Genomic DNA, 15,927 nt, shown 5'->3' with positions numbered 1-15,927 from the left:
TTAAGCCACAGCATACATGACATGCTAATAGGAGTTTGTCATGTCTGAGCAAAAGAAACCATGGGAACAAAATTGGAATCAACCAACTGCAAATAATTCTGACACCATCAATAAAAAACCTTGGGAACAAAATTGGAGCGAAGAAAAGACAGACAAACCTAAAGATAAAGGTTTTCTTGGTCAAGTGAAAGATCATGCTGTTTCATTGCTCGGTAAGGGTACAGTAGGTGTTGGTGAAATTGTTGTCGGTTTAAGTGATGTAATGTCTGATGGCGCTACGGGCAAAATACTTGTTGACAAGCTTGGTTACGATCCAAAAGCAACTAAGAACTCAATGACAGGTTGGCAGTCTGAACAGTATCAACAGCAATTAAAAGATTCTTCAAATGTTGGAAATCGAAAAATTGAAGAAGGCGATGACTTTGCAACAAAGGTTGGTAAAAAATTCGACAATGCAGTTGATATAACAAAAAACGTCATCGACAATCCATCGCTTCTTACAAATACCGTTGCTGAATCTATACTACCCATGTTTGCCAGTGCTGCACTTGGTCGAGGTACAGGCATAGCCAACCCTGTTGTTGCTGCTTCGGTTGGTGAGGGTCTCGGAATGGCAGGTAGCCAAGCAGAACAAATTCGCCAAGAGACTGTAGATGGACGCTTAACAGCAGATCAATCTTTAGCGGGAGCAACAACAGGTGTACTTGGTGGCTTAATTGGTTTTGCTGGTGGTCGTATAGCACAAAAACTAGGTATCGGTGATGTAGATACCATGTTGGTGAATGGTAAGCTAGGTCCAGCAGATATTGCTGGTGAGATTGCATCAATGCCTGCGAAGTCTTTACCTCGTCGTGTAATTGAAGGTGCAATTTCAGAAGGCTTTTTAGAAGAATTACCGCAATCAGTATCTGAGCAGATTTTACAAAATTTGGCATTAGATAAGCCTTGGCATGATGGTATTGAAGATGCAGCAGTCATGGGTACTTTGGCTGGTATGGCAATGGGTGGTGCTGCCAATATCTTATCTGGCCATAACACGGGAACCGAACCTCAAAACAGCCAACAGCAATCAAATACACCTAATTTACCATCTGTACCACCTCAATTGGGTCCAAGCCCAGATAATGCTTTGTCTGGTGAATATATCCCACGTGAAAATGTAGCACAGGGTGATAATCAAGGCCGCACAGCTTTTGTTTATGATCAACCATCAATGGATGCAGATAATTTATTAAGCAACAATTATGAAGGTGATGCAGATTTTAATACGTCTGGTAATTTAGACCCGTCAAATAATCCACTATCTCCAAGTGGCGGAAACTATTTTGAGGATCATTCAACACAGCCACAGTTACCATCAGAACGTTTAGGTATTAATCCAGATGATGGACCTATGTCATCCGCAGCAGCTTTAGCTGTGGATAGTGGAGCATCTCCAACAGCTCAATTGAGATATACGCCAGAGCAGCAGACTCAAGAGCAAAGCAATACGCCGATCAGTGATGTGGTACCGAATGATTATCGCCAATTATTAGGAAACCAGAATGAAGGACAATCCTTTAATACAAACTTTGAAGATGCAGCAGTACAGCAAGGAAATGCACAATCTGACAATGCAGGCGAATCAATTTCTCAACAGTATGACGTTAACACAGCGGATGAAATGGCAGGAGAATTTGAGAAAAATGGAACAGAGTCGGCTCCACAAACGAAAACTATTCAACCAATCTTAGGTCCTGATGGTAAAAATAAATGGTTTGGTAATCAGGAAAAAGCGCAAGCATTTATTGATAAGAAAAATTTAGGCAATGATTACCAGGTAGTCCAAGACGGAAAGCGTATTGAGATTCAACCCCATGTAGCTCAGGTACAAAATGGAAATCAAGCACAACTTGAAGCTTTGGAACAACAATTTGAAGAAGCTAAAACCGTTCCTGAAAAGGCAAGGATTCGTAAAGAAATTAATGCATTTCAGCAAAGCAATGACCAACCAAGTGTAATAGCAAATTCTATTTCAGCTTCTGAAAATAATATTTCTACGCCTAAAAATACTATTTTGGATGCTCAAAATAATATTGACAAAACCAAAACTAACAATGTTGCAGATCAACTTGCACAACTCGAGCAACAGTTTTTAGATGCCAAATCTGTTCCACAAAAAGCAAAACTTAAAAAACAGATTGATCAGCTTAAATCTCAGCAAACTGAAATTACTACAACATCATTTGGCTCTGAGCAAATTCAAAAACAATACGGTGATACAGTTGAAAGTGTAATGTCTGATATTGAGATATTGGGTGATGATTTCACAATTGATTTGCGTGATGACAATAAAAAGACCAATGCATTAAATAATCCTAATTACAACGCTGTACAGAAAGCCAATGGTTCAGTAGAAATTGTAGGTATGAAACATCCAAATACAGGGGAGTGGATAGGTAAAAAACCTAATGCTATTAGTATTGATGAAAATGCACATCAGGCTGCAACAAGTTCACAAAATAATACGCCAGAACCAACTCAAGCCCAGATTGAAGCTGGTAACTATAAGAAAGGGCATATTAAAGTTCATGGTTTAGATATTGCTATAGAAAACCCAAAAGGTTCAGAACGTCGTGGCACTAATCCCAATGGGAAAGAATGGGCTCACACGATGAGCGACCACTATGGATATATCAAGCGTACTGTAGGTGCAGATCAGGAAAACATTGATACCTATGTCGGTAGAAATCCTGACTCCGAAAAAATCTATGTAGTTGATCAAATAGATCAAGTGACGGGTGGATTTGATGAACATAAAGTGATGATGGGATTTGATAGTCAGGAAGAAGCTACCACTGCCTATAAATCCAACTTTGACAAAGGCTGGAAAGTAGGTCCAATTCGTACCATGAATATGGAACAATTTAAGGATTGGCTGAAAAATGAGGATACTTCCAAGCCTGCGACTAACACCGATGTCAATAAACCTAAAGAAGTGATTAAAGATTTAGGTGAAAAAATTGGAGGTGCTCGAAAAGATACAGCATTATCAGCAGGGAAATCAAAAAAAACCAAATCAACAGATAACCGACCTACATGGTCAAAGCGATATACGATCAGTGAAATTGTGTCATCGACCAATTCAAATGAAACTGGTAAATGGGTCATTGAGGACAGTAAAAAAACCGATTGGAAAGGAAGTCCTAAAAAACTTGGTATGTTTGATAGCGAACATGAAGCAAAAGATATGCTGCCTGTCGTTGCGGTTGGCTTGAAACATCGGGTATATGCACGACGTGATGGCGAAAGTGGATTTGAAATTTGGAGACAAATTAATGATGTAAAGCGTGTCAAAGTAGTAAACAAGGTTTTTGATGCGAAACAGGATGCTCAAACCTATTTAATTGAAAATGCAACGAATATTCTTGAAACCAGTACCACTTTTGGTGAGTTGGATTTACCACGTCCTGAAAATACAGTCCGCAAAGGTATTGAGCGTCGCAAAGGTGATGCTAAAGATACCGATTTTATGAAAGTGTTTGGCTTTCGTGGTGTTGAATTTGGAAATTGGAATAACCAGGAAGAACGTCAACAGTTGCTTAATGACGCCTACGACGGCTTACTTGATCTGGCTGAAGTATTGAAAATCCCTGCTAAAGCAATCAGTTTAAATGGTGATTTAGCATTGGCATTTGGTGCACGAGGGCAAGGTTTAAGTAGTGCACGTGCACATTATGAGCCTGCAAAAGTGGTGATCAATTTAACCAAAATGAATGGTGCTGGTTCACTTGCGCATGAGTGGTGGCATGCTTTTGATCACTATCTTGCACGCCAAGATGGTATCGCATCGGCAGAGTGGGTTGTGGATTCTGATGGCACACGTAGTTTAAAAATAACGAACAATAGTAAAGACCGTATGGTGAGTCATGGATTTTCTTATAGGAATTCAGGTGTTCGAGAAGATGTGCGCAATGCCTATACTGATTTAATGAAAACTATGTCCACAAAAGCTGAGCAGTATGTAGAAGATGTGCAGGCGGTGGATAAGTTTGTAGGTCAAAGTCGGGACAGCGTGAAAGAGCGGTTGGATTCATTGAGAGAGGAATTGTCTCAACAGCGTGATCCAAAATATTATAAACGTCATAACAAGCCAGCCAGTGCTGAACAATTGGTTGTATTTGATACGATTTCCCAGCAGTTGATCAATGGTGAGTTACTCGAAACAGAATGGCGAACTGATGTAAAAAACAAATCTGCAAGCGGTATATTTTCAGGTGCTCGTTGGACTAATGATGCTTTAGAACAGTTAGGGGAGATTTATAAATCAGTACGAGGGCGTTCTGGTTTTAGTAAAGATCAAGATGCAGTACTGGATCGCTTGCGTTCAGCCATGAACAGTTATGCAAATCGTCTGAAAATGTTGGCTGATGCTCAAAAAGAAGTTAGCAAGACTAGGAAAATACCTACTAAGTTTGTGATGGATGCCAAAAACCTTGATGAAGGACGTGGTTCTGATTATTGGACAACTCCGCATGAGTTGAGTGCACGTGCGTTTCAGGGGTTTGTTGAGGATAAGATAACTGAAAATAATGGACATAGCCCATTTTTAAACCATGCACCTGAAAATGCTGCGATAGAAACACCATGGGGGTGGATGCGCCCATATCCACATGGTGATGAACGCAAAGCAATCAATGCAAAGTTTTCTGATTTGGTTGATACACTAAAAACAGAAGAAACAGAAACAGGGATTAAACTTTATAGTCGTGACAAATTAAAACCTGATAATGAGAGAAAAAATACATCCCCTTTATCTACTTCATTTTTGCCTATTTCTAAGAATCGGGCTAATAGTCTTGTAACGGATATACTCTCTGGGATTTCTAAAGGGAGCACGCCAAGTAAATCTAAAAGTGGGATCAATGGGGTAGTAGAGTCCAAATTTCCGTTTATTGTCGTTGAATCGTTTGAGACTTTGCCAGAAGCGATACAGCAAGAAAACTACTACCAAGATGAAGATGGCAATACAAAACGTTATGATGTAAGTGCTGTTTGGCATAAAGGCACACTTTATATTAATGCTGGGGATGTCCAAGGAAATCATAATACACAACAGACCACTTATGAAGCCTATGAGGAAGTCATATTACATGAAGTGGTTGGGCATTTTGGAGTTCAGCAATTATTTGGCCAAGAATATAAAACCAAGTTTCAGCAGCTTTTTAATGCGCTTGGTGGCATTGAGGGTATTCGTAAAATAGCCAAAGATAATGGCGTTGATATGAATCAATTCGATAATGCATATATTAAGCCATTTAAAAAAGGTGTTGAGGAAGGCTATTACGATCCATTAGATGCGCAACAAGCAACTGTAAGTGAGCTATTTGCCTTTATCGCTCAAAATGCCAAGTCACGTCCTTTTGTACGTCAAAAGCTAAATGAAGTTATAGGATATATTCGTCAGTGGTTCCGTGATCGTGGATTTGATAAATTCCTTTCACGTTATAATGATGCTGATTTAATGATGTTTTTATCAGAAGCTCGTAAGGCTGTAGTTGATCGAAGCTATTTTGGTAAATATAAAAATCAAGAATTTTCATCTAAGAACGATTCTGATACTCCACTTTATAGCCGTCGCACTAAAAGCTATACAGGCTCTACAACTCAACAAGTACGAGAGCTTTTGATTGACCGCTTCGGTGAGGACACCATTGCTGAATTGGAGCGTCAAGGTAAGCTTGAAATTATTCAGGATTATCAGGTTGATGGTGTGGAGGGTTTTTATTACAACGGTAAAGCTGTACTTGTTGCATCAAATTTGACTGCTGAAAGCACAGTGCCAACATTCTTGCATGAGTTGGGTGGGCATGCTGGTTTTCAAAACATGATGAACCAGAAGCAATATAATGAATTGATGAATCAATTTAATAAGCTGGTCGAGCAAGGCAATCCTGTTGCTTTGGCTGCAAAAATGCTTGCGGAACGTGAACAAGGCTCTGAACGACAGCAGCTTGAATATTTACCATATTTGTTAACTCTTTCATCCACTATGCAACAACGTAATGTGATTCAACGGAATGCACTACAAAAGTTGATTAACAATATTGTTTCGTATGTAAAAGCATGGGTATTTGATAATTTTGGTATCAATCTTAATTTGAATCCTGATGATATGCTTGCACTATCAGAGCGTATGATTGGGCAAATTAAACATCAGTCATCATTAGATTTAATTCGTCAAAAATACCATGGTACAAGTCATTGGATGACAGCACCAAACGGTGCAAAGACACATCTTTCAGAACAACAATGGTTACAAGTCCGTACCCCAGAATTTAAGAAATGGTTTGGTGATTGGGAAAATGATGTAGCAAATTCTTCACAGGTGTTAGATGAAAATGGGGAACCTAAGGTTGTTTATCATGGCACTTCCACCAAGTTCAATGAGTTTAAGCAAGGTCATGGACTTCTAGGTGATGGAATATATTTAACAGATAGTTTTGATACTGCTGATATGTACGCGAACAACCGTGGCAATAATGGCTTCGTATTGCCATTATTCGTAAACATTCGAAATGCATTTAAAACAACTGGTAATGTATCTCGAGATAAGGTTGTTGAAGCAACGAAATCAGGTAAGTACCAAGGTGTAGTACATCAATTTGAAAATCAAGAATATATTGTTGCCTTAGAGCCTAACCAAGTAAAAATAGCTGAGGGAAATACGGGCACATTTAATAGCGAAAGTTCAGATATTAGATTTAGCCGTTCAGCAAAAGATGTTATTGATAATTTAAGCAAAAACCTTAGTAATATTTCCATTTCATCAGTCAAGGATAAGACAGGTTATAAATTTACTGATTGGTTAGGTATCGGCTTGTCAGCTTTAGGACGTAGACAACTTACTGAAATTTATAGCAAACTATTACCACAACTAAACAAATATAATGATTTAGTTGCTCAAATGGATGCTGATAAGAATGATGCAGGTGCTGAAGCTGACGGTATCGTGCGGGAGTGGGCAAATCTAAAAGATGAAAATCAACTTGCAGAGTTAATGCATGATGCTACGTTAGCAAAAATTGACCCTACAAAGCCTTATGTAAAAGGCGATAGTGTTTCAAGATATAAGCAATTACGGGATGATTACAATTCATTATCACCTGAAGCTCAGGCAATGTATTTAAAAGCACGTGATGCTTATAAAAAGCACTATGCAAAAGTACATCAAGCAATTAAAGAGCGCATCTTAAGATCAGAACTTTCTAGTCAAAAGAAAGCTGATTTACTTAAACAAATGGATGATAACTTCTTTGGATATGTCAAAGGCGTCTACTTTCCATTAGCTCGTTTTGGTAAATATGTAGTGGTGATGCGAAATCAAAATGGTGAAGTTGAAAGCATTAGCCGCGCTGAGACCATGGGTGAAGCACAACGTCTACGGTCAGAATTAATGCAGAAATATCCGCATTATAAAACTGATCGAGTCATGCTAGATAAAGCGTTTAACGCTTCTCGTGATGCAGTTGGTCGTGGATTTATGACTAGCCTATTTGCTGAAGTTGATAATCTGGGTTTATCTACTGCTGAACAGGCAGAATTTGAAGATACTTTAAGTCAACTGTATTTATCATCTATGCCCGATTTATCTTGGGCAAAACACGGTATCCACCGAAAAGGTACTGCTGGATTCAGTCAAGATGCTCGCCGTGCATTTGCTCAGAATATGTTTCATGGTGCAGGTTATCTTGCCAAATTGCGATTTGGTGATCAGTTAGCTCAGCAGCTTGATGATATGCAGAAATACGCCTCAGAACAAAGTAAGCTTAAAGAAAGTTTTGATCAGCCGACTGCTCAACGAGTCATTGATGAAATGAACAATCGTCATGACAACTTAATGAACCCTAAAGGGCATCCTTTATCAAGTGCATTAACCAGTTTGGGCTTTATTTATTACCTGGGGCTATCACCAGCAGCAGCTTTGGTCAACCTATCGCAGACAGCATTGGTTGCATATCCGATCATGGGTGCTAAATGGGGTTTCGACAAAGCAGCTAATGAGTTGCTGAAAGCATCTAATGATTTTAGAAAGGGTGTGGAGTTTCATAAGGTTAAGTGGGAAGGCTCAAAAACCGACCTTTATAAAACAATGAGTGCTGATATTTCCAAATTTTTAAATAAGGACGAAAAGCAGGCTTACGATGAAGCTGTATCTCGTGGTGTGATTGATGTAACACAGGCACATGATTTAGCAGGAATTGCTCAGGGAGAGGATAGTGGAATTATGTGGAAAACACGTCCGATTATGCGTGCAGCTAGTGTCTTGTTTCATAATGCAGAGCGTTTCAACCGTGAAGTGACCTTTATTGCCTCATATCGTTTGGCTCGGCAAGCAGGTGTAAATCATGACTCAGCTTTTGATCAAGCTGTAGATGCAACTTACAGAGGACACTTTGATTACAGTTCTGGGAACCGTCCACGTATTATGCAAGGTAATGTTGCTAAAGTTCTTCTACTGTTTAAACAGTTTGGGCAGAACATGGTTTATACATTAGCTCGTCAGACATATCAGTCAATCAAAGGTGAGACAGAAGCTGAACGGAAAGAAGCCCTGAAATCACTTGGTGCAATTTTGGTAATGCACGCAACTTTTGCGGGTACGCTTGGGCTACCTATGGTCGGGATGTTGTTATCACTTGCATCATGGATGGGCGGGGATGATGATGATCCTTGGGATGCAGAAGTTGCATTACGAAACTATCTTGCTGAAGCGTTTGGACCCACGATCTCAACTTTATTGATGAAAGGTGCACCTAGAGCTCTAACACCAATAGATCTATCAGGCCGTGTTGGTATTAATAATATGTTACTTCCGGATGTACAAGAGGGGCTTGAAGGTAAGCGGTGGGCTGAATCTGCTATGGCTGGTGCACTTGGACCAGTGGCAGGAATAGGAACTAATTTGGTCAAAGGTAGTCAAGATATTACTGAAGGTCAGACTTTACGTGGCATTGAGACTATGCTGCCAGTTTTCCTAAAAAACTTTGCCAAAACCTATCGTTATGCTGATGAGGGTGTACAAGACAAAACTGGTGTATCTATCATGGATGATGTCAGCTCAATGGATTTACTTGTACAAGGTATGGGTTTCTCACCAGCAGATGTTCGAACAGCTAATGAAGGCAAAACAGCAATTTACCAGCTTAACCGAAAGCTCAACGAGCGTCGTAGCCGTTTGATGACATTATGGTCACGAGCGAAAATGCTGGATGACCAGCAAGAGATGGATGAAATTTGGGAAGAGATTCAAGGCTTCAATGATAAAAATCCATCACGTCGAATCACTAGAATCAACCTTAACCAAAGTTATCGTAATCGCCAACGTCGTATCGACCGTGCGGAAGATGGCATATATTTATCACGAAATCGTCAAGATGCACGTGAAGCTGGTTACTTTGCTTTTGGTGAATAACCCCCTGTAAGGTTCGCTAAATAACCGCCTTTAAATAAAACTCTACGCCAATGCGTGGAGTTTTTTATTACCAAAAAAAAGGGGGGAGTATGGCAGATCATGCACAAACGGCAATTGAAGCAAGTGCAGCCATGACGAGTGCTTTTTCAAAAACTGCAGTTGCTGGTGGTGGGATTTCATTTGTTGGCTGGTTAGCTGGTCTTGATCCGATGACCATCCTTGGTGTTTGCATTGGTTTAGGTGGCCTATTAGTTAGTTTTTTGAGTTTTTTAATTAATTGGCACTACAAGAAAAAAGAAGATCAGCGTGCAGATCAACTTCATGAAATTGCGCTACGAAAAGCAAAGGATGAATGCAATGTCAAATAAAACCAAAGTCGCTGTAACGATGGCGACGGTGATTAGTTTGGGAGGTGTTGCTTGGACGCAAAGCCGGGAAGGCACTGTACTTAAACCTTATTACGATAGCGTTAAAGTGGCAACTATCGGTACAGGCACAACGGTCTATCCAAACGGCAAAACCGTCAAAATCACAGATCCACCGATTACAAAGAAACAAGCGGCTGAATATCTGCAATTCCATATTAATAAGGATGCCAAGATTTTCAATAAAACGCTTGTTGGTATTCCGCTTTCTCAAGCCGAGTATGACTTGTACATGGACTTCACATACCAGTTCGGCACAGGCGCATGGTCGCAATCTTCAATGCTTCGTAACTTGAAATCCCGCAACTATTTACAAGCTTGCAAGTCGCTATTGAAGTGGAAGTATGCAGCAAAGCGAGATTGTTCGATCCGCTCAAATAATTGCTACGGGGTATGGGTTCGACAACAAGCTCGCTATGAAAAATGCATGGGAGAAAACTAGATGCCATTTCTTTTACTGATTTGGAATAACAAACGCTGGACCCTAATCCTTGTGCTTTTGATTTATACCTTGTTTCAAACATGGCAATCCAATTCACTGGCTGGTGATTTGAATAAGGCGAAGGCTGATTGTAAAACTAAGGTACAGCAAGAAGTCGATAAGGCTGTGAAGCCTTACAAAGACGCAGAACAGGAAGCACAAGAACGGGCACAGAAAGCAGGTGAAGACTATGAACAAACCAAAGAAACCGAGCGAGTCAAAACAGAAACAATTACACGTGAAGTGCAAAAGATCATTGAACGTCCTATTTATCTCAACACTTGTTTCGATGATGCTGGGGTGTCAGCAGTCAACGCCGCTGGTAATACCGTCGAACTTGAAAGCGCGTTGCCCTGATCTGCAAAAGCTTGAATCAGGGCAAGGCAAAGACATTCTGCCCATTATGATTGATGATCGCCGAAAGTATGTAGATTGTCAGCAGAGGCATGCAGCGGTGATTTCAATAGTCGATAAAAAGCCCTCTAAATGAGGGCTTTTAATTTAGTGAGCTGTACAGTTATTTAAGGCGAATATACATGTGATAAATATGTGATGCATCGTTAGGTTTGCGCTTATCTACCTCTATGTAATTTAGGTTTTCAACTAACGCTCCGAGTTTTTCATAGCCATAGCTTCGAGAGTCGAAAGAGGGGTCATTTTTAACCATATACCCCCCAACACCTGATAATGGTGCCCAATCAGAATCTTTTGATAGAGCATTAATAGCGACTTTAAGTGCATCTTTTAACTTTTTATCTTTAGATAAATCTGCTTTTTTCGTTGTTTTAGCTGGTTTTTGATCATCTATTTCTGCTGATATTACCTCTTCAAGTTTTGGCGTAAGATTTTCAACATAAATAAATTGATCACATGCGACAATAAATGCTTCTGGAGTTTTCTTTTCACCAAAACCGTAAACAACCAAACCATTCTCTCTAATTCTCGTTGCGAGTCTAGTAAAATCGCTATCAGAAGAAATTAAGCAAAATCCATCTAGGTGGCTTTGGTGTAGTAAGTCCATAGCATCAATAATTAATGCTGAGTCAGTAGCGTTTTTTCCTGACGTGTAGCTAAATTGCTGCACAGGCTGAATAGCATGTTTATGTAGTTGTTCTTTCCATGATTTTAAATTTGGCTTAGTCCAATCCCCGTAGATTCTCTTAATATGTGCTGTGCCAAACCTGGCAATTTCTTTTAGTAAATTTTCACATACGGATGCTTGAGCATTGTCCGCATCTATCAACACAGCAAGTTTTAAATTGTTTGATTCTGACATTCTTTAATAATTCTTGTGAAATTATCCTAATCTATACTAATAATATATAAATTACAAATAGTTAAATATAATTAATTTTCAATTCTTTGATTTGAGCTCATACGATTTCGACAAAGGTGCATGTCACTGTTTGTGTGCAGTGTGTGAATTAAAAAAGCCATCTAAGTGATGGCTCTTGTATAAGTTTCTATTATGATAAATGGGTGGATATTTAGTGGAAAATTCAGATGTCGAATAAGAGGTTTTATGTTAAATAGAAGTATATGAAATAATCGCCCTTATTGGAATTTAAAAATTTAGCTCTATTAAACTTTAAATATTATTAAAAAGGTTTTGGAATGATTGACTTAGAAACAGAACAACAAGATTATGAAGAAAGATTAAGGTATAGACTTAAAATTCTTTCAGAACAGTTAGAGGCCGGTAAAGTAAAAATTGCTTCACACCTAGCTGAAGATTTCAAAGAGAGTCTTCGAAATATCAAATATGATGAAAGTGGTGAGATCATTTTAGAGTCTGTTGATGGGCGAATTCGTTCAATGGCTTTGGCTGTGGAACATTTCGACACAAGGGGAAAATTAAAGAAAGAAATTTCGCTAGTTGAAATTCAAAAACTATATTTTGATCTGATAGAGCAAAATTTTGATTTCATCTATCAACAAATGCTTAAAGCGAACTCTAACCCTAACCATATTGCGGAATTTTTATCAACAAAAGCCGATTTTGTTAACAATATGTTTGAACAAATTCCTGATTTTATGGATGCGATTTTATCGTTTTGGAAAGAAGTAGGTGATATTGGCTATTGGCATTTAGAAGATAACCACTCAAATCTTACTGGGGTTTATGGTGGAGATTTATTTCCTGCCCATGATGAAAATATTGCTTCAAAATGTGGTATTTACACTGACACTATCGTATTACCTGATCCATATGTTCGATCACTCCATATATTCAAACACTATCCAAAAGAAAAAGCAGTTTTTTTCCTAATAAAGCACGCTATGAATATTCTCAAATATAAAGAATTAGCGTGTGTCGAAGAAGGAATGTCTGTAGTAGTAATATTACCTGATTTATCTAATTTAGAAGACAATGGTAGAGATTTTATTTATAACTTCTCTCTAAATGATGCACTAACTCACGGTAGTAAATTATTTGGTAGAAACTTTGAAAGTATTGAGGAGTTTAATGAGTTTTGTTTAAGCCTTGATACTGTAGAAAAAACAATTCAAGCAATAAAAGATAAAAAAAGGGCCTTATTTGATACAAACTGCAAAGGTTCTTTAGAGGAACAAATAAATAGGGCTTTAAAGGGAGATGAGCTAAAAGCTCTTAATAGAACAGAGCCAGGTTTGTTATTTCAAATGCAAACTGTTGGTAGAATGTCAGTGAGTAATGAATTATTACTCAAGGCACGACAACTTTCAGGAACTCCAATTATTGAAGCTGAAACATCATGGCAATATTTTAACTGGAAATTAGAATATGATGCTGATGAGGCTCAAGAATATTATGGCTCTGAAAACTTGCATATAACGAAAGGCTTAACTGATTTAGCTCAAACGGATTTACCTTGGTTAGGCAACATCCCTCCTGAATCATTGTTGGAGCTTAGAAAGCAAGGTGCTTTAGAAGAAATCCGCAATATTTTAGGAAATAATATTAAGGAATTAGTAGAAACTAATCCTACTAATTGTTTTAGAACTAGAGATCAAATATTAGAAAATATTGAGCAAAGTTTTGATAAACATCGTAAGAAACTTGATGAGTTGAAAGCTAAAAATTGGAAATTTGCTGGATTTGATATTGGATCTTGGATTGTTTCGGGAGGAATAGAAATAGGGGCAGCTTTAACTGGAACACCTACATGGGGACTAGCAGTATTAGCAGCGGATCAATTACTTGATGCTCCTAAATTGAGAGAAATACCTCAAAGATTTCGTGATTTGGTTGATCAGAATAAACAAGTTAAGCAATCTCCAGTTGGAATGCTTTTCAAGGTAAGTAAAAGTTGATTTATTAATTTCCAGTATCGTCAACTAAGCATACAATTAAATGGAATTATTGATGATGGTTGAAAGTATGTAGACTGCCAGCAACGCCATGCAGCAGTGATTTCTATAGCTGAAAAACCCCCCTCTAAGTGAGCGATTTTTATTGTTGAAAAATATATTTTTCAAAGATTATCTTCTATGAATGATTGGTATTCATAATTATAATCATACTCTTGCGTTCGATCAGACATATTCTTTAATAGGGTAACGAGAGCATGTATATTTGAAATAGGGTTATTCGATTTTACTTCCACTTGTTGAGAGTATAAGCGAATAGAATTATAGATAGCATTGTCATGTGCATGAGCTAGAGGTCTAATTACGTCTTCATTAGTCTCTAAATATTCAGGACTATAGGTGTTTTTGAAATGGGATTTTACGATATTCCCAATAGATTTCTTCCCCTTTGATTGAAAAGGACGAGTATTACACTCGAAATGAAGAAGAAACCATATTTCAATACACGGGAAAGTGTAAATTGGAATGATCTTAGTAAAATTAATGTTTATTCTACTTAAGAGTTCTAAATGACTACGATCCTTAACTGTATCTAAATCAAAAACACAGAATATATAAGTCCATTCTTTTTCAGTATCCTTATTTTTTAAATCCTCATGTTCGGCTTCATGTAATATACCTTTACTTGAAGTGCTTACACTTTTTCTGGAAAAAACAGTATCCAAGCCTAATACTTTAATGAGTTCATCAAAATAGATGTTTTCTGAAAATCCTTCAGTCAATATTAAAATATTAGGAAAGATAGTACGATTACCAACACTACGTGCCTTACGCAATTCTTTAAGAGCAGTTCTCCTCTCTTTATTTGCGGAGATACGCTTTTTAGCTAAATCATCAGTACCCATAATAAATACTCACCTTATCTAAAAAATGGGGTAGCCCCATATCTTCCAGATAAGTATCGTAACTCCCAGTTTTCTCTATCATTTCTAGGGTTGAATTCTAACAGAGAATATAATGAAGAAGCTTGAAGTTTATCCTTTTCTACAAAATAAATTTGATCTTTTCTTAAGCATTCTTGATTAATCAAGTGCGTATCATGTGTTACACAAATCAATTGATTATTGGTTGTTGTATTAAATTCTTTTAAGAAATTTTTAACAAGCAGTGGGTGAAGTGCTGAACTTAATTCGTCAACATAAAAGGTTTTCTCAAACTTCTCATAATTATTTAGCAATAAAGAAGAAAGTGCAAAAAGTTTACGTGTACCCTGAGATTCCAACTCCAAGTCGAATGGTTCAAGTTCATTTTCAGAGTTTTTATGAAAGGTTTTGATTTCATAATAAGAGCGGTTTTTCAAATCCTCCATTATCCTTTCCCTTACTTCTGGCGTTAAGTTGTTATTATTTTTAATGATCTGTTCTGCTAATGAACCTTTATCAACATCAATATCTACAATATCAATATCTTGAGATTTCAGGAATTTTAAAAATCTTTCCTTAAAGTCGATGCTGGAATGAATATTTTTGGCAGTATCTTCTAAAGAAAATTGCTTAGAGAGTGTATTAGCAAACCAATCATAAACTGTTTTCAAAAATTGACTATTTTCTTCAACCATCTTTGTCAAAAATAACACATTCGGGGACGTTTTAAGTGCTGTGTCGTCATAGATGCGTTTAGGTTTTAGATCAGAGCCAATATTGTATTCATATGTACCAGAATCATTTAAATCACGAGTAAAAATGTTCTTTTTATATTTTTTGGGATAATAAGCAAGGTGTTCGTGGAAAACCTTATTTTTATCAAGGACTAGATAATAGTTATATCTAATACCATTGCAAAAAAAGTTAATGTCAAAGCATGAAGGTTTTGTTTTAGAATCTTTCTCTAATAAAAATGAGATTAGCTCAAAGGGTTCATCTGGCTTTTTATCAGTAGATTTAATTACCAAATGTTTTAAAAAATGGATAGCTGACAAAAAATTTGACTTACCTGATGCGTTGGCACCATAGATAACAATTGTTTTAAGTAGTTTTAGATCTTTTTCAGGCGTCTCTAACAAGTGGTCTGGATGAATATCGTAAGGAGGTTCTGCAACAAAACTTAAAGTTTGCTGCTCCTTAAAAGACAAAAAGTTTTCGATCGTGAAATCAATAATCATGTTGAAACCTAGTTATTTTGGATAATTTATCCATAAAAATATTATTGCCTATAGGAGAATATATATCAATCTAAAATTACTACAAGCTATTTCATAAAAAAATATTATAACTTTG

The 15,927-nt window shown here is 37.5% G+C and carries 8 protein-coding genes; 5 read left to right on the top strand and 3 right to left on the bottom strand.

Going from position 1 to position 15,927, the window contains the following annotated elements:
- Nucleotides 1–40 precede the first annotated feature (40 nt).
- The 4 genes from B9T36_RS09570 (at nucleotide 41) to B9T36_RS09555 (ending at nucleotide 10,717) form a co-directional block, all read left to right on the top strand.
- Nucleotides 41–9,454, top strand: a complete 9,414-nt coding sequence (locus B9T36_RS09570; protein ID WP_086209266.1) for a PLxRFG domain-containing protein — start codon at nucleotides 41–43, stop codon at nucleotides 9,452–9,454.
- An 89-nt stretch (nucleotides 9,455–9,543) separates the two neighbouring features.
- On the top strand, nucleotides 9,544–9,822 hold the full coding sequence (locus B9T36_RS09565) for a holin (RefSeq protein WP_086209265.1): 279 nt from the start codon (nucleotides 9,544–9,546) through the stop codon (nucleotides 9,820–9,822).
- A complete protein-coding gene (locus tag B9T36_RS09560) occupies nucleotides 9,812–10,321 on the top strand; it encodes a lysozyme (protein ID WP_086209264.1) in 510 nt (169 codons plus the stop codon). The genes B9T36_RS09565 and B9T36_RS09560 overlap by 11 nt, the downstream gene beginning before the upstream one ends.
- On the top strand, nucleotides 10,322–10,717 hold the full coding sequence (locus tag B9T36_RS09555) for a hypothetical protein (RefSeq protein ID WP_086209263.1): 396 nt from the start codon (nucleotides 10,322–10,324) through the stop codon (nucleotides 10,715–10,717). It begins immediately after the preceding gene.
- Nucleotides 10,718–10,877: 160 nt separating this feature from the next.
- Here the strand turns inward: B9T36_RS09555 and B9T36_RS09545 are convergent, their stop codons facing one another.
- Nucleotides 10,878–11,636, bottom strand: a complete 759-nt coding sequence (locus B9T36_RS09545; protein WP_086209261.1) for an NYN domain-containing protein — start codon at nucleotides 11,634–11,636, stop codon at nucleotides 10,878–10,880.
- Between the two features lie 338 nt (nucleotides 11,637–11,974).
- On the opposite strand from B9T36_RS09545, the gene B9T36_RS09540 reads away from it, so the two are divergent.
- Nucleotides 11,975–13,654, top strand: a complete 1,680-nt coding sequence (locus B9T36_RS09540; RefSeq protein ID WP_228146992.1) for a hypothetical protein — start codon at nucleotides 11,975–11,977, stop codon at nucleotides 13,652–13,654.
- A 161-nt stretch (nucleotides 13,655–13,815) separates the two neighbouring features.
- Here B9T36_RS09540 and B9T36_RS09535 read toward each other — a convergent pair whose 3' ends face one another.
- Both B9T36_RS09535 and B9T36_RS09530 read right to left on the bottom strand, forming a co-directional pair.
- Nucleotides 13,816–14,556, bottom strand: coding sequence for an RloB family protein (locus tag B9T36_RS09535; protein WP_086209260.1), 741 nt, complete (start codon nucleotides 14,554–14,556; stop codon nucleotides 13,816–13,818).
- A gap of 14 nt (nucleotides 14,557–14,570) precedes the next feature.
- A complete protein-coding gene (locus B9T36_RS09530; RefSeq protein ID WP_086209259.1) occupies nucleotides 14,571–15,812 on the bottom strand; it encodes an AAA family ATPase in 1,242 nt (413 codons plus the stop codon).
- Nucleotides 15,813–15,927: the final 115 nt, after the last annotated feature.

It is taken from the genome of Acinetobacter sp. ANC 4204 (assembly GCF_002135205.1).
Taxonomy (GTDB): Bacteria; Pseudomonadota; Gammaproteobacteria; order Pseudomonadales; family Moraxellaceae; genus Acinetobacter.
Note: the sequence above shows the minus strand (reverse complement) of the source record. Positions and strands in the feature narration are given on the sequence as shown.